The sequence below is a fragment of the Streptomyces sp. NPDC001606 genome (assembly GCF_053596835.1).
Genome location: NZ_JBSFHC010000008.1, coordinates 188,183 through 208,376, shown reverse-complemented (window position 1 = coordinate 208,376; position 20,194 = coordinate 188,183). Strand labels below are relative to the sequence as shown.

At 74.2% G+C, this 20,194-nt stretch carries 17 protein-coding genes; 3 read left to right on the top strand and 14 right to left on the bottom strand.

The window, feature by feature from the left end; all coding sequences use genetic code 11:
* Positions 1 to 306: 306 nt before the first annotated feature.
* Complete coding sequence (locus ACWCV9_RS17620; RefSeq protein WP_450787612.1) at positions 307 to 2,049, bottom strand: pyruvate dehydrogenase; 1,743 nt, start codon at positions 2,047 to 2,049, stop codon at positions 307 to 309.
* 27 nt (positions 2,050 to 2,076) lie between these two features.
* Positions 2,077 to 3,474: a protein phosphatase 2C domain-containing protein gene (locus ACWCV9_RS17615; RefSeq protein ID WP_450787611.1), complete on the bottom strand. Its 1,398-nt coding sequence runs from the start codon at positions 3,472 to 3,474 to the stop codon at positions 2,077 to 2,079.
* 247 nt (positions 3,475 to 3,721) lie between these two features.
* On the opposite strand from ACWCV9_RS17615, the gene ACWCV9_RS17610 reads away from it, so the two are divergent.
* Complete coding sequence (locus ACWCV9_RS17610) at positions 3,722 to 4,204, top strand: DUF456 domain-containing protein (RefSeq protein ID WP_450787609.1); 483 nt, start codon at positions 3,722 to 3,724, stop codon at positions 4,202 to 4,204.
* 34 nt (positions 4,205 to 4,238) lie between these two features.
* Here ACWCV9_RS17610 and ACWCV9_RS17605 read toward each other — a convergent pair whose 3' ends face one another.
* The 3 genes from ACWCV9_RS17605 to ACWCV9_RS17595 all read right to left on the bottom strand — a co-directional run bounded on the left by ACWCV9_RS17605 (position 4,239) and on the right by ACWCV9_RS17595 (position 7,060).
* Complete coding sequence (locus ACWCV9_RS17605) at positions 4,239 to 5,435, bottom strand: GDSL-type esterase/lipase family protein (protein ID WP_450787608.1); 1,197 nt, start codon at positions 5,433 to 5,435, stop codon at positions 4,239 to 4,241.
* Between the two features lie 396 nt (positions 5,436 to 5,831).
* The gene (locus ACWCV9_RS17600) at positions 5,832 to 6,053 is read right to left on the bottom strand and encodes a hypothetical protein (RefSeq protein ID WP_385840750.1); all 222 of its coding nucleotides are present in this window, start codon (positions 6,051 to 6,053) and stop codon (positions 5,832 to 5,834) included.
* Between the two features lie 71 nt (positions 6,054 to 6,124).
* Complete coding sequence (locus ACWCV9_RS17595; protein ID WP_450787607.1) at positions 6,125 to 7,060, bottom strand: alpha/beta fold hydrolase; 936 nt, start codon at positions 7,058 to 7,060, stop codon at positions 6,125 to 6,127.
* 126 nt (positions 7,061 to 7,186) lie between these two features.
* Here ACWCV9_RS17595 and ACWCV9_RS17590 point away from each other — a divergent pair, with 126 nt between their 5' ends.
* On the top strand, positions 7,187 to 7,822 hold the full coding sequence (locus ACWCV9_RS17590; RefSeq protein ID WP_450787605.1) for a TetR/AcrR family transcriptional regulator: 636 nt from the start codon (positions 7,187 to 7,189) through the stop codon (positions 7,820 to 7,822).
* Here ACWCV9_RS17590 and ACWCV9_RS17585 read toward each other — a convergent pair.
* From ACWCV9_RS17585 to ACWCV9_RS17570, 4 genes are all read right to left on the bottom strand, one after another.
* A complete protein-coding gene (locus tag ACWCV9_RS17585) occupies positions 7,803 to 9,425 on the bottom strand; it encodes an MDR family MFS transporter (RefSeq protein ID WP_450787603.1) in 1,623 nt (540 codons plus the stop codon). The two genes, ACWCV9_RS17590 and ACWCV9_RS17585, sit on opposite strands and share 20 nt — an antisense overlap.
* A gap of 407 nt (positions 9,426 to 9,832) precedes the next feature.
* Positions 9,833 to 10,003: a hypothetical protein gene (locus ACWCV9_RS17580; protein ID WP_450787602.1), complete on the bottom strand. Its 171-nt coding sequence runs from the start codon at positions 10,001 to 10,003 to the stop codon at positions 9,833 to 9,835.
* Positions 10,004 to 10,058: 55 nt separating this feature from the next.
* Positions 10,059 to 11,276 carry a glycosyltransferase gene (locus ACWCV9_RS17575; protein WP_450787600.1) on the bottom strand — a complete coding sequence of 406 codons (1,218 nt, stop codon included), beginning with the start codon at positions 11,274 to 11,276 and terminating at the stop codon, positions 10,059 to 10,061.
* Between the two features lie 86 nt (positions 11,277 to 11,362).
* Positions 11,363 to 12,685 (bottom strand): UDP-glucose dehydrogenase family protein, encoded by a 1,323-nt coding sequence (locus ACWCV9_RS17570; protein WP_450787598.1) that lies wholly within the window; start codon positions 12,683 to 12,685, stop codon positions 11,363 to 11,365.
* Between the two features lie 238 nt (positions 12,686 to 12,923).
* Between ACWCV9_RS17570 and ACWCV9_RS17565 the strand changes: the two genes are divergently transcribed.
* Complete coding sequence (locus tag ACWCV9_RS17565) at positions 12,924 to 13,589, top strand: TetR/AcrR family transcriptional regulator (protein WP_450787597.1); 666 nt, start codon at positions 12,924 to 12,926, stop codon at positions 13,587 to 13,589.
* A gap of 27 nt (positions 13,590 to 13,616) precedes the next feature.
* On the opposite strand, the gene ACWCV9_RS17560 is transcribed toward ACWCV9_RS17565, so the two are convergent.
* The 5 genes from ACWCV9_RS17560 to ACWCV9_RS17540 form a co-directional block, all read right to left on the bottom strand.
* On the bottom strand, positions 13,617 to 14,996 hold the full coding sequence (locus tag ACWCV9_RS17560) for a DNA-3-methyladenine glycosylase 2 family protein (RefSeq protein ID WP_450787701.1): 1,380 nt from the start codon (positions 14,994 to 14,996) through the stop codon (positions 13,617 to 13,619).
* A gap of 99 nt (positions 14,997 to 15,095) precedes the next feature.
* Positions 15,096 to 16,190 carry a ribosome small subunit-dependent GTPase A gene (gene rsgA, locus ACWCV9_RS17555; protein ID WP_450787596.1) on the bottom strand — a complete coding sequence of 365 codons (1,095 nt, stop codon included), beginning with the start codon at positions 16,188 to 16,190 and terminating at the stop codon, positions 15,096 to 15,098.
* 270 nt (positions 16,191 to 16,460) lie between these two features.
* Positions 16,461 to 17,969: a cellulose binding domain-containing protein gene (locus ACWCV9_RS17550; RefSeq protein ID WP_450787594.1), complete on the bottom strand. Its 1,509-nt coding sequence runs from the start codon at positions 17,967 to 17,969 to the stop codon at positions 16,461 to 16,463.
* Positions 17,970 to 18,110: 141 nt separating this feature from the next.
* Positions 18,111 to 19,442, bottom strand: coding sequence for a radical SAM protein (locus ACWCV9_RS17545; protein WP_450787592.1), 1,332 nt, complete (start codon positions 19,440 to 19,442; stop codon positions 18,111 to 18,113).
* Positions 19,443 to 19,500: 58 nt separating this feature from the next.
* Entirely contained in the window at positions 19,501 to 20,175 is a 675-nt protein-coding gene (locus ACWCV9_RS17540) for a pyridoxamine 5'-phosphate oxidase family protein (protein ID WP_450787590.1), read from the bottom strand.
* Positions 20,176 to 20,194: the final 19 nt, after the last annotated feature.

Below are 20,194 nucleotides of genomic sequence, written 5' to 3'. Positions count from 1 at the left end.
CCCCGCCCGCCCGCCGCTCGGACCCTGCCCCTGGTGGTCGAACACGTTCACGGGGGATGCTTGCCCAGCGGGCTCCCGGGCAGTCCTTGGCCCGCCCCGATGACCGGCGGTTCGGCCACGCTCGCGCCCTTCGCCCGGCACCCGCCGGGCGCCGCCGCGGCCCTTCGGCCACCCTCCGGCACTGCGCAGGCCGCCCCGGGCGCCCCGGGACACCGGCCGGGACGGGCCGGACACCGCCGGTGACCCCCTCACCACCTCGGCCGAAACTGGCCGAAATCCGATCCCCGCGGCGAGGGGCGGGCCGGCTCAGGGCCGCGGGACGTTGCGCAGGTTGGACCGGGCCATCTGGAGCATCCGGCCGACCCCGCCGTCCAGCACGATCTTCGAGGCGGACAGGGCGAACCCGGTGACCATCTCGGCGCTGATCTTCGGCGGGATGGACAGGGCGTTGGGGTCCGTGACGATGTCGACCAGCGCCGGACCCCGGTGCCGGAAGGCGTCCCGGAGCGCCCCGGCGAGCTGCTTGGGCTTCTCGACCCGGACCCCGTACGCCCCGCAGGCGCGGGCGACGGCGGCGAAGTCCGGGTTGGTGTTGGCGGTGCCGTACGAGGGCAGCCCGGAGACCAGCATCTCCAGCTCCACCATGCCGAGCGAGGAGTTGTTGAACAGGACGACCTTCACCGGCAGGTCGTACTGCACGAGGGTCAGGAAGTCGCCCATCAGCATGGAGAAGCCGCCGTCGCCGGACATCGAGACCACCTGCCGGCGCCGGTCGGTGAACTGGGCGCCGATCGCCATCGGCAACGCGTTCGCCATCGACCCGTGCGAGAAGGAACCGATGATCCGGCGCCGCCCGTTGGGCGAGACGTACCGTGCCGCCCACACGTTGCACATCCCGGTGTCGACGGTGAACACCGCGTCGTCGGCGGCGATCTCGTCCAGCACGGCCGCCACGTACTCGGGGTGGATCGGGACGTGCTTGTCGACCTTGCGGGTGTACGCCTTGACCACGCCCTCCAGGGCGTCGGCGTGTCTGCGCAGCATCCGGTCGAGGAAGCGCCGGTCCGTCTTCTCCCGCACCCGTGGGATCAGACAGCGCAGCGTCTCGCGGACGTCGCCCCACACGGCGAGGTCGAGCCGGGACCGGCGGCCGAGGACCTCCGGCCGTACGTCGATCTGGGCGATGCGGACGTCGTCGGGCAGGAAGGCGTTGTACGGGAAGTCGGTGCCGAGCAGGATCAGCAGATCGCACGCGTGGGTGGCCTCGTAGGCGGCGCCGTAGCCGAGGAGGCCGCTCATGCCGACGTCGTACGGGTTGTCGTACTGGATGAACTCCTTGCCCCGCAGGGCGTGTCCCACGGGTGCCTTGATCCGCCCGGCGAACTCCATCACCTCGGCGTGCGCGCCGGCCGTGCCGCTGCCGCAGAACAGGGTGACCTTGCCGGCCGCGTCGATCATCTCCACGAGCGCGTCCAGCTCGGCGTCGCCGGGCCGCACGGTGGGCCGGGAAGTGACGAGGGCACTCTCGGGGGCCTTGTCCGGGGCGGGTTCGGCGGCGATGTCGCCGGGCAGCGAGACCACGCTGACCCCGCGGCGGCCGACCGCGTGCTGGATGGCGGTCTGCACCAGGCGGGGCATCTGCTTCGGGCTGGAGATCAGCTCGCTGTAGTGGCTGCACTCGGTGAAGAGCCGGTCCGGGTGGGTCTCCTGGAAGTAGCCGAGGCCGATCTCGCTGGAGGGGATGTGCGAGGCGAGGGCGAGCACCGGGGCCATCGAGCGGTGGGCGTCGTAGAGGCCGTTGATCAGGTGCAGATTGCCGGGGCCGCAGGAGCCGGCGCAGGCGGCCAGCCGCCCGGTGATCTGGGCCTCGGCGCCGGCGGCGAACGCGGCGGTCTCCTCGTGGCGCACATGGATCCAGTCGATGGCAGCGTTGCGGCGCACGGCGTCGACGACCGGGTTGAGGCTGTCGCCGACCACCCCGTAGAGGCGGCGCACGCCGGCGCGCACCAGCAGGTCGACGAACTGCTCGGCTACGTTCTGCTTGGCCATGCACCCATACAGGCACAGGTCGCGGCGTCACGCCTCCCACACGGCCGCAGCCGTACGGTCGTCGGCGTACCCCTTCACCCGTACCTGGACGTCGGCGAGGAACGCGGCGAGACCGGGCGCGGCCCGGCCGGACCAGCGGCGGGCCAGATAGGCGCAGAGGGCGGGCTCGCCGTGCAGCGGGTCGGCCAGGCCCGCGGTGCTCATCACCAGCACATCACCCGGGCGGGCTACCGAGGCCCGGAACCGGAACGGCTCGCGGGGCGGCTCCGGGGCGGGCTCGTAGGGGCTGGGCGGGGTCGGGATGCCGAGGTCCATGGTCAGCCGGTCGCCCTCCGGGGTCCGTTCCGGGACCGAGCCGAAGCCGAGCACGGGCCCGCCGCCGGTGTCGTCCGGCGGCGACGGGCGCGGCTCGATGTCCTGCCACTCGCCGCCGCGCAGCCGGAACAGCCCGCCGTCGCCGACGCCGAAGAAGACGCGGGTACGGCAGTCCGGGTCGGCGGGCAGCAGCAGACAGCGCAGGGTCGCCGTGTACTCCTCGGGGTCGATGCCCTGATCGACGGCGCTCGCCCGGAGCCTGCCGAGGCTGCGGTCGGTGAGCCGGTGCAGACCCGACTTGAGGTCGCCGCGCCGGGCCGCGTGGATGTCCTCCGCCAGCCGCCGATGGCTGCGGCCCACCGCCCGGCCGATCCACCGGCAGGCCTCGGCGGCCGCCAGATGCGCGCCCGGGGTGCCGCGCGCGCCGGTCGCCATCGCGACGAGCAGCAGTGCCTGTCCGCCCGTCCCGAACCGCGCGGTGAGCAGCACGTCCCGGCGGGGCTCGCCCCGGTAACGCGCCGAGTCCCCGCGCACCGACGCGGCCCGCAGCGTGCACGCCCCGTACCGCGCCCCGTCCAGCACGGTGTCCGGGACCAGCTCCTCCAGGGTGTCCGGATCGGCGGCGGGCAGCGCGGTGGGTTCGGCGGCGTAGGTGGGCGGTCCGGAGCCGACGTAGTCGGGGGCGGGGGGTACGCCGGGGGCGGCGGGGGGAGGTGCGGGGGCCGGCGGGGGTGGCGTCGGGCCCGCGGGCGCGGTGGGGGGCGGGGGTGCCGTCGGACGCGCGGGCTCAGGGGGTGGCGCGGAGGGGGGCGGGGGTGGGGTGTGGGCGGCCCGTGGTCGCGGGACCGCGGGTTCCCGGGCGCCGGGATCCACCGCGGCGGGCTCCGGGCCGGTCCCGGCGTCGGGCTCCGCGTCGGCCTGGGGGGTGGGAGGGGGCGGTGGTGGTGGTGGTTCGGGCGGCCGCTCCGTCACCGCCTTCTTCGCCGAGGCGAAGCGGTCGTCCAGGGAATCCGGCGCGGCCGTGGGGCCGGTGTCCGCGGTGGAGTCGTCGTACAGCTGCCCCCACCAGTCGTCCTCCTGGCGGGCGTTGCTTCCCCCCTGCTGGCTCATGTCCTTCATTGTCCACCGCACGGGCTGTATGAAAACGGGGCATCGGGAAAATCCGGCGCGGCACGCATGATCGAGCGGCGTGTCGGGCGAGGGGGCGAACAGCCGTACGAGCAAGGGTGGTTGATGGTCGCCGGCCGGGGTGACGGCCCGGCTCCGGCTGGTCCGGGCCGCCCGCGAGCGGGGCTGGGTCACCCGCCGAGCCGCCCGGTGACCTGCGGCTTCTTCCGATGTCCGGCACTCTGGGCAGATGGGAGTGTGGGAACTCCTGCTGGTCGGGGTTGTGCTCGTGCTCGGCCTGTGCGGAGTGCTGGTGCCCGGGGTGCCGGGGTCGTGGCTGGTGTGGGCCGCGGTCCTGTGGTGGGCGCTGACCGATCCGCAGCCGGTCGCCTGGGGTGTGCTGGTGGGCGCCACCGGGGTGCTGCTGCTGGCGCAGATGGCGCGCTGGGCGCTGCCGCCGCGGCGGCTGCGGGAGAGCGGGGCGACGCCGCTGATGGCGGTGTACGCGGGCGTCGGCAGCCTGCTCGGGTTCGTGGTGCTGCCGGTGCTGGGTGCGGTGCCGGGTTTCATGGCGGGGATCTATCTGCACGAGCGGCTTCGGCTGGGGCGGCACGGCGAGGCGATGGCCGCGCTGCGGACGGCCATGGGCGCGGGGGGCGCGAGCGTGCTGGCGGAGCTGTTCGCGTGCCTGCTGATCGTGGGGGCATGGCTGGGAGCGGTGATCGCGGGCTGAGCCCGCGGGCCGGAACGGCGCGCGGGCTCAGGCGCTACGCCCAGGGGCGCCGGGCGAGGGCCTGGTGGACCGTGCGGGCGATCGCGGCCATGCCCGCGTCGTCGAAGTGAAGGTGGTCTCCGGGGTCGTAGCCGGGCCGGATACGGGTGGGGTCGGCCGGGTCGCGGACGGCGGCGTCGGCGTCGGCGACCGCGTCGAAGGCGCGGCCGGTGCGGATGAAGGCGTTGACCTGCTGCCGTACCGCCTCGCGGGCGGCGGTGTAGGCGGGGTAGCCGCCGAACGGGGTGAGGGTGACCCCGACGACCCGGATGCCCCGGGCGTGGGCGCGGGCGGCGATGGCGCGGTAGGCGTCCGCGTAGGCGGCGGGGTCGCTCGCCTCCGGGCTGCCCTTGATGTCGTTGATGCCCTCGAAGACGACCAGGACGCGCACCCCCGGCCGGTTCAGCGCGTCGGCGTCCAGGCGGGTGAGCGCGCTCGGGCCGACCCCGTCGTGCAGCAGGCGGTTGCCGCCGATGCCGGCGTTGAGGACGCCGAGCCGGTGCGGGCCCAGTTCCTCGGCGAGCCGGTCGGGCCAGCGGTGGTTGGTGTCGGCGGTGGAGCCGGTGCCGTCGGTGAGGGAGTCGCCGAACGCGACGATGCTGCCGGCGGCGGGGCCGCGGACGTCGACGCCGGTGACGTAGTACCAGTGGCTGGTGGTCGTGGTGTACGCGGCGCCGGTCTCGTCGGCTGCCTGGCCGGCGCCGACCGGGGCGAGGTAGCTGGTCTGGAGGGCGCTGCGGTGGTAGGTGGCGGGGCCGTCGTCGTCCGGGGTGTAGACGCTGACGAGCAGGTCGGCGCCGGCCGGGACGCGCAGCGGCACCGGGTCGGTGAGGGTGTCCCGGCCGGGCGGCACGGTGACCGTGCGGGCCCCCCGGAAGGTGGCGGTGCGCAGGGTGCCGGGCAGGGCGTCCGGGCCGGCCGCGCGGCGAAGTGCGACGGTGACGGCCCCCAGGTGCAGCGGCGCGGTGCCGAGGCGGTTGCTGAGCCGTACCCGCACGGCGCTGCCGCCGACGCTGAGGTGGACGACATCACGGACGGCGGCGCCGGGCCGGGCGGCGGCGGTGCCGGACGGCGCCGTCTCCCAGCTGCCGGTCCAGCGCGGCGGCGCCGGTGCCTCGGCCGCCGCCGCCCTTGCCGTGCCCGGCGCCAGCGCCAGCAGCAGGACCGCCAGGAACCGCCCGACCTTGGTCATGCACGTGCCCGCCCTTCCGAGGCTTCCCGAGGCTCCTCGGAGCCGACGGTGCCACACGGCCACGCGGTCCCACCGGAACCTCCACGCCGTACCACCCGTCCGGCGCAGCGGACGGAGCGCGACGGGCCTCGGACGAACGATGCGGAGCTATGCGGCCTCGGGTCGCTCCGTACGCCGGGCCGGGGCGGGATCCGGTGCGTCCTCGTACGTGCCGGACTCGGCGTCCCCGAAGTCCGGGGCCTGGAAGGGGTTGTTCGCCGGAGGCGGCGATGCCGGGGCGGAGGAGCGGGGCTGGCCCTCCGGGGCGGAGAACAGCGAGGTCAGGTCGATGGGAGATCTCTCTTTCGTGTCAGGCCCCGGACGGGGCCTGGTGTGCCGTGACCGGGCACAGCGGTTCTACAACTTGGTCATCTTGGCGTAGGGGCTCAGGATCCGCATCTGTGCCGAGCCGAAATCCACGAGCGCGGCGATGCCGTCCTCGATGCCGACGACCCGGCCGAGGCCGTACACGTCGTGGGTGACCTGGTCACCCATGGCGAAGTGCTTGGGAACCGGTACGACCGGGGCCTTGAAGGGGCTGGTGGGCAGATGGCGCTTGGGTGCAGCAGACGGGGTCATAGCTCAGTATGCGCCCATCCGGGGACAGCTCGCTGTGGTTGTCGACACAGATCCGCATCGGAACAGCCGCGTCACGGCACCGACGGGCGGTCTCGCTCGGTGTCCGTCATGAAGTCCAGCATGGCCCGGTTGGTCTCGGCGGCCAGGTCGATCTGGGGGCCATGGCCGGTGCCGGAGAGGATGTCCGCCCGGGCGCCCGGTATCAGCCGGGGCACGCGCTCGGCCTGCCGCTGCGGGTGCACCAGCAGGCTGCGCCTGCCGAGCACCAGGTACAACGGGGTCCGCACGGTGGCCAGTTCGGCGTCCGACAGGGGCAGCGGGGCCGGCCGGCGGATGCGGTAGGCGCGCACCCCGGCGTGGACCATGGCGCGCAGCTCCGGCACGACCAGCACGGGCTGTTCCAGCCAGGCCGCGAGCCGGGGCCGCAGCGCCTTGGGGGCGAAGGTCGCGAGGAGGCTGACGAAGATCCATGCGAAGAAGCGCAGTCCCACCTTCTCCAGTCCGCCGGGGTCGAGCAGTGTGACGGAGGCGAGGCGGTCCGGCCTGCGGTGCGCCTGGTTCAGGGCGAGCCAGCCGCCGTAGGAGGTGCCGACGAGGTGCACCTGGTCGAGGCCGAGCCCGGCCAGCGTCTCGTCCAGCCACTCGGCGGCCCGTGCGGGCTCGTGGAGGGGGGCGCGCTGGACGCTGCGGCCGGGGTCGCCGGGGGTGTCGATCGCGTAGACGGTGCGTTCGGCGCTGAGCGCGGGGGTGTTCGGGTACCACATGGCGGAGCAGGAGCCCGCGCCGTGCACCAGGACGACGGGGGTGCGGTCGCGGGCGGCCGGGTCGGCGGGGTCGTAGCGGTAGACGTGGGTGGTGCCGGCGGACGTCTCGACGTCCTGCTCCCAGGACGCGGGTGCACCCAGCGCGTAGACCGCGTCGCAGGCCGCGTAGTAGCGGTCGCGCCAGGCGTCGCTGACGAAGCGGCCGACATCGGGCCGGGAACGGGCGCTTGCGGACTCGGGCACGGCCACCTCCGGGGTAGTCGATCTTTGTGATACGACCGTACCACGATGATGGTACGGCTGTATCATCAAAGGGGGCCGCGGACGCGGCCCGTCCCGAGCGCCGGCGACGATGCGGAGACCCTGACCATGCCCAAGCGGGTGGACCACGCAGCGCGGCGGACCGAGATCGCCGAGGCCCTGGTCCGGGCGGCCGCACGGCTCGGACTGCACGCCGTGGGGATGCGCGACGTGGCGGCGGAGGCGGGCGTCTCGCTGCGGCTGGTGCAGTACTACTTCGAGACCAAGGAGAAGCTGCTGCTCTTCGGGTTGCGCCACCTCACCGAGCGGTTCGGGCAGCGGGTGACCGCCCGGGTCCGGGCCGCTGGTCCGGAGCCGGGCCCGCGTACGGTGCTGGAGGCGCTGCTCACGGCGGCCCTCCCCGTCGACGAGGAGAGCCGCACCTTCCACCACCTGTACACGGCCTACGCCGTCCTGTCCGTCACCGACGAGGCACTGGCGGCCCAGCCCTTCATCCGGGAGCCGGACGCCGCCGAGGCCACCGTGGCCCGGCTGCTGGAACAGGCCGCGCGGGACGGGAAGCTGCGGCCCGGGACGGATCCCGGCGCGGAGGCGGTGGCGCTGCTCGCGCTGTCCGCGGGCCTCGGCACCGCCGTGCTGGTCGGCCAGCGCAGCCCCGAGTCCGCCGCCGCCGTCCTCGGCTACCGGCTGGACCGCGTCTTCCTGCCCGAGGGAGAAGGCCCCGCTACTCGTCCGCCAGCGTGAGGTCCGGTACCCGCCAGGCCGCGAGCAGGAAGGCCACCAGGGACACGGCCGCGCCGACGAGGAAGACGAGGCGCATCGAGGAGACGTACCCCTCCAGGAACGGCCGCGCCGCGGCGGGGTCGAGGGCGCGCAGGAAGGCGGAGTCCTCCAATTCGACCCCGCCGCCGGGACGCACCACTGACGCCAGGGCGTGCGCGGTGTCGGGCTGCTCCAGCAGCCGGCGGTAGGCCGGGTCGTGGCGGGCCTCGGCCAGCCGGCCGGCGATCTTGCCGGCCGCCGTACTGAACAGCACCGACAGGAAGGCCGCCGTACCGACCGTGCCGCCGTTGGAGCGGAAGAAGTTGACCGACGCCGTCGCCGCGCCCATGTCGGCACGCGGCACCTCGCTCTGCGCGAGCGTGGTGAGCGTCTGCATCGACGCGCCGAGCCCCGCACCCAGCAGCGCCATGCCCAGCGCCGCGTGCCACAGCGGGCTGTCCACCCCGAGCGTCGCGAAGACCAGCAGCGCCGCGGTGAGCGAGCCCGCGCCGGCCACGAGATGCACCTTGAACCGGCCGGTCCGGGCGATCAGCCGGCCCACCAGCAGGGTCACCGCGAGGTTCGCGGCGACCGTGGGCAGGGAGGCCAGGCCCGCCCCCATCGGGCTCAGCCCGCGGACGAGCTGGAGGTAGAGCGGCAGCGTCGTCATCGCGCCGAACATGGCGACGCCGACGACGAAGTGCAGCCCGACGCCCAGCCGGAAGGCACGGATGCGGAACAGGCGCGGCGGCAGCAGCGCCGCGTCGCCCATCCGCCGCTCCACCACGGCGAACCCGGCGAGCCCCAGCGCGCCGACGCCGTACATCAGCAGCGCCCGGGGCGATCCCCACCCCCAGCTGCGGCCCTGCTCGGCGACGGTGAGCAACGGCACCAGCCCGACGGCCAGCGCCAGCGCCCCGAGGTGGTCGAGCCGGTGCCGCACCCGCCGATGCGGAAAGCGCAGGACGCGGACGATGGTGACGGCGGCCACGGCCGTCAGCGGCACGTTGATCAGGAAGATCCAGCGCCAGCCGGCGATCCCGAGCAGGGTGGCCCGGTCCGCGAAGGCGCCGCCCACCAGCGGGCCGACGATGCTGGCACCGCCGAACACGGCCATGAACCAGCCCTGGTAGCGGCCCCGCTCCCGGGGCGTGGTGATGTCGGCGACGATCGTCATCGCGAGCGACATCAGCCCGCCGCCGCCGAGGCCCTGTACGGCGCGGAAGGCCGCGAGTTCGTAGATCGACCCGGCGCCGCCGCACAGCAGCGAGCCGGCCGCGAACAGGGCGAGCGCCACGAGATAGACGCGCCGGCGGCCGTGGATGTCGGACAGCTTGCCGTACAGCGGGGTCGCCAGCGTGGCGGTGATGAGATACGCGGTGGTCACCCAGGCCTGCGCGGTCAGCCCGTGCAGGTCGTCGGCGATGGTCCGCAGCGCGGAGGAGACCACGGTCTGGTCCAGCGCCGCCAGGAACATGCCGAGCACCAGCCCGGACAGGACGGTGGTGATCTGCCGGTGGGTAAGCCGCGCGGGCGCATCCCCGGCCGCGCCCTGTTCTTGTATATCGGGGTCGGAGAAGGTCACATGCGGTCCTCGGGGGGAGGGGTGGGGTGGGGAGGTTGGCGCCGGCCGGGGCGGCCCCGGTGGTGCCCCGGGTGGCCCTGGTGGTGCCCGGGGCCACCGCGGCGCGTGGGCCTGCCGGCCGGTCGAGCCGGTCAGTCGATCCCAGCCGGTCGAGCCGGTCAGCCGGTCAGCCGGTCAGCCGATCCCAGCTGGTCAGCCGGTCAGCCGGTCAGCCAGTCCGGCCGTCCGGCCGGTCGAGCCGGTCGGCCGATCCCAACCGGTCAGCCGGTCAGCCGGTCGGGCCAGTTGAGCCGGTCGGGCCGATCGAGCCGATCGAGCCGATCGAGCCGATGACAGCCGGTCAGCCAGCCGAGCCGGTCGGGGCCGGTCGAACCGATCAGCCGATCCCAGCCCGTCAGCCGGGCGGGTCAGACGGGCCGGTCGGGCCAGACGGGCCGCTCGGGCCAGTCGGGCCAGTCGGGCCAGACGGGCCAGACGGGCCAGACGGGCCAGACGGGCCAGTCGAACCGGCCGAACCGGCCGTACCGATGACAGCCGGTCAGCCAGTCGACCCGGTCGAACCGATCAGCCGATCCCAACCGATCAGCCGACCCAGCCGGCCCGGCGACCCAGCCGGTCAGCCGGGCGAACCGATCAGCCGCTGGTGCCCGCGATTTCCTCCAGGTCGCCCACCGCCTGCTCGATCCCCGGCAGGGTCAGCATCGCCAGCTGGGCCGCACGGGCCCGGGCCCGGGGTGCCGGGTCGGCCAGGAGTTTGCGGCACACCTCGGCGATGCCGGCCGCGCTGCGCTCGGTGACATGACGGCCGAGGCCCAGTTCCTCCACCCGGTCCGCGTTGGCGGGCTGGTCGCCGAAGTGCGGCAGCACCGCCAGCGGGGTGCCGGTGCGCATCGCCTCCCGGATGCTGTTGAACCCGCCGTGGGTGACGAACAGGTCAACCGACTCCAGCAGCAGCGGCTGTGCCACCCGCTCGGTGACATGGACGTGTCCGGGCAGCCCCGAGGTCTCCACCGGTATCCCGGACGTCGACACGACCACCGTGCAGTCCTCCAGTTCGGCCGCCGCCGCCAGCAGCGTGCGCAGACTCGCGGTGGCGTCCGGCAGCTCCATGACCGGCGGATCGGACGGGTCCGCCGCCCGCTCGTGCATCATCGGCAAAGCGGTGCCGACCGCGGCGTACACCAGCGGCCGGTCCACGGGCAGCGCGGCGGCCCACTGCGGCAGCTTCCCGCCGCGTTCGACGTCCACGGTCTGCCGGTAGGCCCAGCTGTGGGGCAGGTGCCGGGCGAAGGAGAAGGCGGCCGGCACATAGTCGATACGGCCGTGCGGTACGACGGACAGCGGATCGTCGCTCACCGGCAGCCCCAGCTCCCGGCGCCGCTCGCCGAGCCCGGGCAGCAGCTCGGCGGGGTCCACGGTGTTGCTGAACCCGGAGGGCGTCGGCAGCTGCGGTACGCCCAGCAGTTCGGCGGTGAGTACGGCGGCCATGTCCATGCCGTCGCGGAGGATCAGGTCCGGGCGGTACTGCCGGGCGAGCGGGAGCAGGATCTCCAGGAACCGCCCGACGCCCGGCCCGGAGACGGCACGCGGCAGCAGCCGGGTGAGCTCCGCCATCTGCTCCGCCGGGTCGGCGATGGCCCGGAGTTCGCCGAGGTACGGCCCCATCATGGCGGACGGGTCGAACTCCGGTAAGACGGGAAGGACGTCGACCGCGTCCGCGCGGAAGACGGAGGCGAGGGTCTCGTTGGTGACCACGCGCACCTGGTGCCCGGCCTCGGCGAGGGCGCGCAGCAGGGGAAGTTGGGCACGCCCGTGGGAGGGGCTGCCGAGCGTCGTGCACAGAACCCGCATGGGGGGTGGGCCTTTCTCTCGAAGGAGTTCTCTCGAAGGAGTTCTCTCGAAGGTGTTCTCTCGAATGCGTTCGGGGATCCGGGCCGTCAGGCCGCGGCGGCCGGCGCGGTGGCGCGGCCGATGCCCTGCCAGGTCAGTCCGGCGCGGGCGAGCCGGTCCGCGTCCAGCAGATCGCGGAAGTCGTGCACCTGGTGGCCGCTCATCCGCGCGGCGATGGCCGCCCAGTCCAGGTCGCGCAGCTCGGGCCACTCGGTGAGGACCACACAGGCCACCGCGCCCTCCGCCGCCCGCACCGGGTCGTCCACGAGGTCGACCAGATCGCTCAGGTCGGGCCGCCGGCTGCGCAACGCGGGGTCGTACGCGGTGAGTTCGGCGCCCCGCTCGCGCAGCAGCCGGGCCACGGCCAGCGCGGGCGAGTCGCGCAGGTCGGAGGTGCCGGCCTTGAACGTCAGGCCGTACAGGGCGAGCCGTACGCCGTGCAGCGAGCCGTCCTCGCCGCGCCCGCAGGCCGCGGCCACGCGGGCGACGAGCCGGCGCTGGTGGGTGACGTTGGTCTCGATGGTGGCGCGCAGCAGCGGGAAGTCGACGCCGGCCTGTTCGCAGGCGGTCAGCAGGGCGTGGGTGTCCTTGGGCAGGCAGGAGCCGCCCCAGCCGGGACCGGGCCGCAGGAACGCCGAGCCGATCCGCGGGTCGCGTCCGATGCCCTCGGTGACATCGGCGATGTCGGCACCGAAGCGCTCGCAGACGGTGGCGAGGTTGTTGGCGAAGGACAGCTTCATCGCGAGGAAGAAGTTGGCCGCGTACTTGGTGAGTTCGGCGCTGGCCGGGTCGGTGAGCACCAGCGGCGCGTCCAGCGCGGCGTACAGGTCGGCCACGCGCCGGGCGGCCTGCCGGTCGGCGGCGCCGATCACGATGCGGTCGGGGTGCAGGAAGTCGTGGACGGCGCGGCCCTCGCGCAGGAACTCGGGGTTGCTCACCACGGGTATGTCGTCCCGGCCGAGGAGCGCGGCGACCCGCTCGCTGGTGCCGACCGGCACGGTGGACTTGTTGACGACGACCACGCCGGGCGGCAGCGCGTCGCGGATCTGCGCGGCGACCGCCTCGACGGCGGCGAGATCGGCCGCGCCGCCCGCGCCCATGGGGGTGGGCAGGCAGAGGAAGACCACCTCGGCCTCGGTGACGGCGGCCACGGTGTCGCCGGTGAACTCCAGCAGGCCGGCGTCCAGCGCCTCCCGGACGGTCTCGGTCAGGCCCGGCTCCAGGATGTCGACCTGGGCCTGGCGCAGTCGTTCGACCTTGGTCGGGTCAGCGTCCGCGCACACCACGGTGTGCCCGAGAGAGGCCAGACAGGCACCGGTGGTCAGGCCGACGTAACCGGTTCCGATCACGGCAACGCGTCGAAGGGGCACAGAAGATCACCTTTTCCGGGTCGGTGGGGCGTGCCGCGCGCTACGGCTGCGGCGGCGCACGGCGGGTGAGGTGCACGGCGTCTATCAAAGTCATCAATCGTTGACTGCTTCAGGTATGGCACGCGGCCCGAACACAAGTCAACGTTTGATGACAACGGTCGCTGACTTTGAGACAGCGGCGGCACCCTGGAACATGGGCGGATGCCGCAGGGCCCGTGGACGACGGAGGTGCAGTGACGTGACGGAAGCGCAGAACGGCGAGGCGTCGAAGGCGGTGGCCCAGCGCGCCGCCCACAAGCGCTCGGCCTCGGCCACGCGCACCGCGCTGCGGGCCGCCGCGGCCTTCCGTTTCGGCAAGTACGGATACGAGGGCACGAGCGTGCGCGACATCGCGGGCGACGTCGGGGTGGACGCGGCCCTGGTGTACCGCTATTTCGGCTCGAAGGCAGCGCTGTTCAACGATGTGGCGGCCCCCGGGCGGATATTCGAGCCGCTGCTGGCGGAGCCGGTCGAGGCGATACCCGACTGGATCTGCGCACTGCTCCGGGGCGCGCCGAAGGAGGACGGCTTCCCGCACCCGGTGCTGACCCTGCTGCGCTCCTCCGGCCGCGAGGAGGCGGTGGAGCGGCTGCGCGCGGAGTTCACCGAGGTGTTCTCCAAGCGGCTGGCCGCCCGGCTCGGCGGCCCGGATGCCGAGCTGCGCGCGGAGCTGCTGGCGGCCTGGATGCTCGGCACCAGTCTGATGCGCACGGAGATCCGGCCCCCCGCCCTGGCCGCACGCGACGACGCGACCCTGGAGCGCTATCTGCGGGCCGCCCTGGACACCCTTCTGCACCCGGCACCGGCCCCCACGGACCCCACCACGGACCCCACCACCAAGGCCGCTACCGACGAACCGTCCTGACGCACCGCGGACGGCCGAACGTCTCCCTCACCACTCCCCCGCCACCCGCAGATGCCGCACCGCGTACGACCGCCACGGCCGCCACGCGTCGGGCAGCTCGGCCCCCGGCGGGGCCACGTCCGGATCGCCGAGCGCGCGGACGCGGATCGCGGCGACGGCCTCCGGGTCCATGCCGGGCAGGGCGAGCAGCGCGTCCCGGGCCGCGTCCCGGTCGGCGCCGGGGTCCAGCCGTAGCGTGCCGTCGGCGAGCGCGGCGGCCAGCGCGCCCAGCGGGCCGTCCGGCTCGGCCTCGGCGAGCACACCGGGTTCCGGGAACAGCCGGGTGAGGCTGCCCGAGGGCGCGTCCAGCGCCTTGCCGTACCGCCGCACCAGCTCCGCGGCGCGTTCCGTGCCCACCAGGGCGCGTACGGCGGGCTCCAGCGGGTCGACGGCGCCGGGCGAGCGCAGCCCCGGCCGGGCGGCGACCAGCGGGGCGAGCCGGGGGTCGGCGCCGAGCCGTTCGTCGACGGCATAGGGGTCGGCGTCCAGGTCGAACAGCCGCCGCAGCCGGTGCACGGCGGTGGTCAGGTCCCGGGGGTCGGTCAGCCGCAGCCGGGCGTCGAGCCAGCCGCCCGGATGCGTGCCGGTGCCCGCCCGCGGGGCCCGGGTGCGCTCGGCGACGGCGACGATCCCGGTGCCGTACGGCAGCCGCAGGGTGCGCCGGTAGGTACGGCCGCCGGGGCCGCCGGTCACCTCCTCGACACCCGGCACCGCCTCCGCCGCGAGCAGGTCGAAGACGGCGGCGGCCTGGTAGGGGCCGCGGTGGGCGAGCCGCAGCGGGATACCGGTGCCCGGGGCGGCCCGGCGGCCCTGCGGCGCGGCGGCCCGCAGCCCGGTCGGGGTCGCCGCGTACACCTCGCGGACGGTGTCGTTGAACTGCCGGACGCTGGCGAACCCGGAGGCGAACGCGATCTCGGTGACCGGCAGCTCGGTGGTCTGCAACAGCACCCGCGCGGTGTGCGCCCGCTGCGCCCGCGCGAGCGCCACCGGCCCGGCGCCCAGCTCGGCGGTGAGCTGCCGCTGCACCTGCCGGGTGCTGTAGCCGAGCCGGGCGGCCAGCCCCGCGACGCCCTCCCGGTCCACGACCCCGTCGGCGATCAGCCGCATGGCCCGGCCGACGGCGTCCGCGCGCACGTTCCACTCCGCCGACCCGGGCACCGCGTCCGGCCGGCACCGCCGGCAGGCCCGGAACCCTGCGCGCTGCGCGGCGGCGGCCGTCGGGAAGAACCGCACGTTGCTCCGCTTCGGCGTCACCGCCGGGCAGCTGGGCCGGCAGTAGATCCCGGTGGTCTCGACGGCGAAGAAGAACACACCGTCGAACCGCCCGTCCCGGCTCCGCACGGCTTCGTACCTGGTGTCCTCGTCCATCACACTGTCCAGTGTGGGGACGGGGACACACGCACGGCCAGCGGAAATCGGACACGGCGACCGAGGTGTTCCCTCCCGGCGGCCGCGAGGGAACGGCTGCTACCGCAGACGCCCCCGCTTGAGGTCCATCGCGGCCCGCCCGGCGGCGCCCTTGCGCTTCCAGTCCCGCCGCAGCTCGGCCCGGACCCGGGCATCGCTCTTCGCCACGATCCACTGGTTCTCGCGCATCAGCTTGCGGTAGCTCTCCAGCCGCCGTACCGCCAGGGCCCCGCTCTCCGTCGCCTCGCGCACCGCGCACCCCGGCTCGCTCTCGTGCGCGCAGTCGGAGAACCGGCAGTCCTCGGCGAGTTCCTCGATCTCGGCGAACACCTGCCCGACCCCGCCCTCGGCGTCGTACAGGCCGACCCCCCGCAGCCCGGGGGTGTCGATGAGCACCCCGCCGGAGGGCAGGGGCAGCAGATTGCGGGTGGTCGTGGTGTGCCGCCCCTTGCCGTCGACGTCCCGGGCGGCCTGTACGTCCATCAGGTCCGCGCCGACCAGCGCGTTGGCCAGCGTCGACTTGCCCGCGCCGGACTGACCGAGCAGCACGGAGGTCCCGGTGCCGACCAGCGCGCGGAGCGGATCGAGCCCGTCGCCGCCGAGCGCGCTGACGGCCAGCACGGGCACCCCGGGCGCGCTGGTCTCGACGTCCTGCACGAGATGGGCCAGGGTGACCGGGTCCGGTACCAGGTCGGCCTTGGTGAGGACGACGACGGGCTGGGCGCCGGACTCCCAGGCGAGGGCGAGGAAGCGTTCGACGCGGCCGAGGTCCAGCTCGACGGCGAGGGACACGGCGACGACGGCGTGGTCGACGTTGGCCGCGAGGATCTGTCCCTCGGACCGCTTGGAGGAGGTGGAGCGGACGAAGGAGGTGCGGCGCGGCAGATACACGCGGACGTAACGGGGATCGCCGGCCGGGTCGACGGCGACCCAGTCCCCCGTGCACACGACCTTCATCGGATCGCGGGGCACGACGAACTCGGTGTCGGCGCGCACGACCCCGTCGGGGGTGACGACATCGCACTGGCCCCGGTCGACCCGGACGACCCGCCCGGGCAGCAGCCCCTGAGCGGCGTACGGGGCGAACGCGTCGGCCCAGTCCTGGTCCCAGCCGTAGGGAGCGAGCGCGGCGGACACTGCGGAGGTGGAAGTCAAGGGAGACCCTTCACAAGGGTGGCCCCGGGCGGGCGCGGGTGACGCGCTACGGGTTCAGCCGGTGGCCACGGAGGTGGAGTGGACGAACTTCTGGTCGCGGGCAACGCCCGTCGCAGGGACAGTCATCGGTCACACACCTCCCGTTTCTCACTCGACAGACGGCAGCGGCCGCCGGCCACTGCCTGAAGCGGGTCCCACCCTAGAGTCGGCCGCATTCCGACACCACCGAATTTCCGCCCCGGTCCCCCACCGTGCAGTGGTGACCACGCGTCAGCCCGTCGTGCAGGGGGATCCGTTCAGCGTGAAGGCGTACGGCGTGCGGTTCTTCTCCTGCCAGGAGGCGAGGAAGCCGAAGGACAGGGTGGCGTGGGCGGCGACGGACCGGTTGTAGTCCGCGGCGGTGGCGGTGACCCGCGGGCCGTCCTGCCGGGCGGTGGCGTCCCACATCTGGGTGATCCGCTGGCCGTCGCGGAAACTCCAGGAGACATGCCAGTCGGTGAGCGCCGAGGCGGTGGTGACGGTGACGGTGGCCTGGAAGCCGTCGGGCCACTGGTTGACGAGGTCGTAGGCGACCCGGCAGGCGGGGGCGGTGGCGGGCGCGCTGGTGGGGCCGGAGGCGGGGCGGTGCGTGGTGGCGGAGGTGCCCTGGGGTTCGGGGTCGGGCTTGCCGCCGGCCGGGGTGGGGCGGGTGCCGGTGGCGGAGGGGACACCGGCGGAGGTGGAGGCGGAGGCAGAGGCGGAGACGGAGACCGAGGTGGAGGGGGTCGCCGGGGCGGGGGCGGTGGTGGTGCGGGAGATGCCGGGGTCGGCGATCGGGCGGCTGTCGTCGTGGGCGGAGGCGGTGCCGTCGCCGGAGCCGCCGAACGGCATCATCGACACGGCGAGCGCGAGCGCCGACAGCAGGACGGCGGCGGCGATCAGGCCGCCGCGCAGCGCACGGCCGCGGCCCGGCTCCTGCTCGGGTTCCCCGGTGCCCGCCCGGGCGGCGGCGCCGAGCCGGACCTCGGTGGCCCGGCGGCGGCGTTCCAGGTAGGCGAGGCCGCCCCAGCCGATCACTCCGCCGGCGAGGGCGGCGGGCAGTCCGCCGCCGTGCAGCCGCAGGCAGGCGGCGGCCTCGGCGCACCGCACACAGGTCGCGAGGTGCCGGGAGAGGTCCTCCGGGGTGTCGGCGGCGGAGCGGGTGACCGCGTCCAGCAGCCGGGCGTAGCTACGGCACTCGGCGTCCATCGGGGTGTCGAGGTGCGCCCGGTGGCAGCGGTCCCGGAACAGCGTGCGCACCTGGTCGAGTTCGTCGGCGACGCGGGCCGGGTCGAGGCCCAGCCGACGGGCGACCGTGGGCAGCGGCAGCGCCTCCACCTCGGCCAGCCACAGCAGCGTCGCGTCGGCCTCCTGCATGTCCCGCAGGCCGCGCAGGGCGACGGGGCGTTGCAGGGGCGGCCCGGCATGGCGGGCCGCCGCCGGGGAGTTGAGCCACAGCCGCAGGTCGGGGTCGAGCCGGTGTCCCTGCCCGGCCGCCTCCCAGCCGGCGGCGGTGTCGCGGACGGCGGTGAGCAGCGCCGGGACGGTGGGCAGCCGGGTGGTGCGCCGGGCGGCGCCGCGCACCTGGGCACCGGCGGCGCCGCGGACCTCGCGCATGCCGAGGGTGAACGCCTCGGTGGCCAGCTGATGTGCCGTCAGGGACCCGGAGGTGCACAGGTCCGCGTAGGAGAGCACCGCGTCCCAGCACTCCGAGAACAGCGCGGACTCGGTCGCGTCCTTGGGGGTCGGCAGGTCGGGCATGGGACTCCTGCATCCACGTGCGAGGTCAACTCACCAGGCGGGAAAGGGAGTTGTACGGAACCTCGCGGCAGGACACAGAGCCTTTCACGCTATCGACACAACTGACAAGCGACCTGTTCACAACCGGTTGCGCCCCCGGCCTCACACCTCGGCAGGCTCCTCGGCCGGGTCCTCGGCGGGCAGGCTGTCCATGAAGGAGCTGACCGAGAAGACGGCGCGGCCGGGGCCGGGCGGGCCGTAGCCGGGCGGGGAGGACAGCCCGAACTCCTCCATCGTCTGCCGGTAGGCCTGGAGCAGCCGGATGTGGTACTCCAGCGGCGCGCCCTGCGGGTTGGCCTTGCCGAGCGGGGTGGTCGGCTCCGGGCACCAGGTGGTGAAGCGGGGCGTGATGCCGTGCGACATGAAGAACCGCAGGCCCTCGATGGTGGAGGCGATGGCCTCGTCCACGGTGGTGAAGCCGAACGGCTCCGCCATCTCCACCCCCGCCACGAAGTTGGGGATGACGTTGCGGGCGCCGAAGACGTCCGCGGAGTCCAGGATGCGCCGGTGCCACTCGTCCCGCCCGACGTACCGCTCCTTGCCGGGGCAGTACAGCTCGAACAGCCGGCGGTCCCACACCTCGAAGTTGGGGTGGTAGATCTGTACGCCGTAGTCCTTGAACCGCTGTACGTCCGCCTTGGGCAGCGCCTGCGCCACGACCTTGCCGATCCAGCGGCCCGGGAAGCGCTCCTCGATGGCCTTGGCGTAGTGGCCGTAGAAGTCGGCCTCGTCCCGCCCGGCGACCGTCTTGGTGATCGCACCGCCGGTCAGCGTGTAGGCGGTGGACGCCCGCTGGGTGTCGTACCGGTCGATGATCTCGAGGGCCTCCAGGACCTCCTCGACGTCCTTCACCCCGGTGTAGGGCCGCCCGGCCGCCTTGTGCTGGCGCCAGTTGTGGTTGATGTCGCAGTACTGGCACTCCTCCTTGGCGCCGAAGTACTGGCACACCCGGAAGACGGTCAGATAGATCAGGTAGCCCCACTGGATGGTGGGGGCGACCTCCATGACCGACTTCCCGTTGGAGAGGGTGTGCCGGTAGTACTCGGGCATGGGCGGCACCCCGACGTCGGCGATGCGCCGGCCGTCGAGGTAGAGCCCGAGCAGGCCCGCGTCGTCGGCCGCCACCCGGTACGGCGAGGCGGGGTTCACCCGCACCGAGACGACGGTCCGCCGCAGGTCGTACGGCCCGCCGGTGAGGATGATCTCCTCCGGGGGCCGGCGCAGCGCGGCCTCGCCCAGCTCGGGCAGGGTGCCGTGGTCGAAGGAGAAGATGAAGTACGACTTCGGCTTGACCTCGCCGCCCTCGTTGTCACTGAGCGCGGACGGGTCGAAGGCCACTCCGCCGCGGAGCAGGTCCTCCTTGAAGACGGCCTCCCGCGGTACGTGCGGGAACCGCTCCATCAGATCCTCGACCAGCGCGGTGCGACTGCCCATCCGTCTGTCTCCTCCCGGCTCAGGCGTTCGCCTCTCACCGTATGCCCCCGCCCCCGGCTCAGCCGTGCCGGGTCCCCGCACGGCGCGCGATGTGTTCCGGTAGGGCGGTGCCCGGCGGCAGCGCCGGGTCGGCCACCGGGTCGCCCCACGCGGCGGTGAGCGGCAGCACCCCGGCCCACAGCCCGAGGGCCGCGTCGGGGCCGTCGCCGTCGTCGGGGGCACCGGTGCGGATCTTGACGGAGGCCTCTTCGAGGGAGAGGGCGAGCAGGGTGGTGGCGGCCAGCTCCTTGCGGTTCGGACGGCGGGCGTACGACCACTGTCCGGGCGCGGTGCGCTCGGTGAGCAGGCGCAGTCCCGTCAGCTTCTCCTCCGGATCGGTGACCGGCCGGGCGTCGCCGTGGATGACGGCGCTGCGGTAGTTCACGCCGTGCTCGAAGACGGAGCGGGCGAGCACCAGCCCGTCGACGTGCGTCACGGTCACGCACACGGGCGTCCCGCCGGCCAGGCTGCGGCTGGCCACGGACCCGTGGACGTACAACCACCGTTCGTCCCGCCCGTACACCGTCGGCACCACGAACGGCCGGCCGTCCACCACGACGCCCAGATGGCAGACGAACCCCGCGTCGAGGATCGCCTCCAGATCGGCCCGCTCCAGGCTCCCCTGCTCGCGCAGCCTGCGGTGCCGGGTGCGGTCGGTGACGGGAAGCTGGGCGGGGAGCGGTTCCGGAGTCATGAGCCAGACGGTACCGATA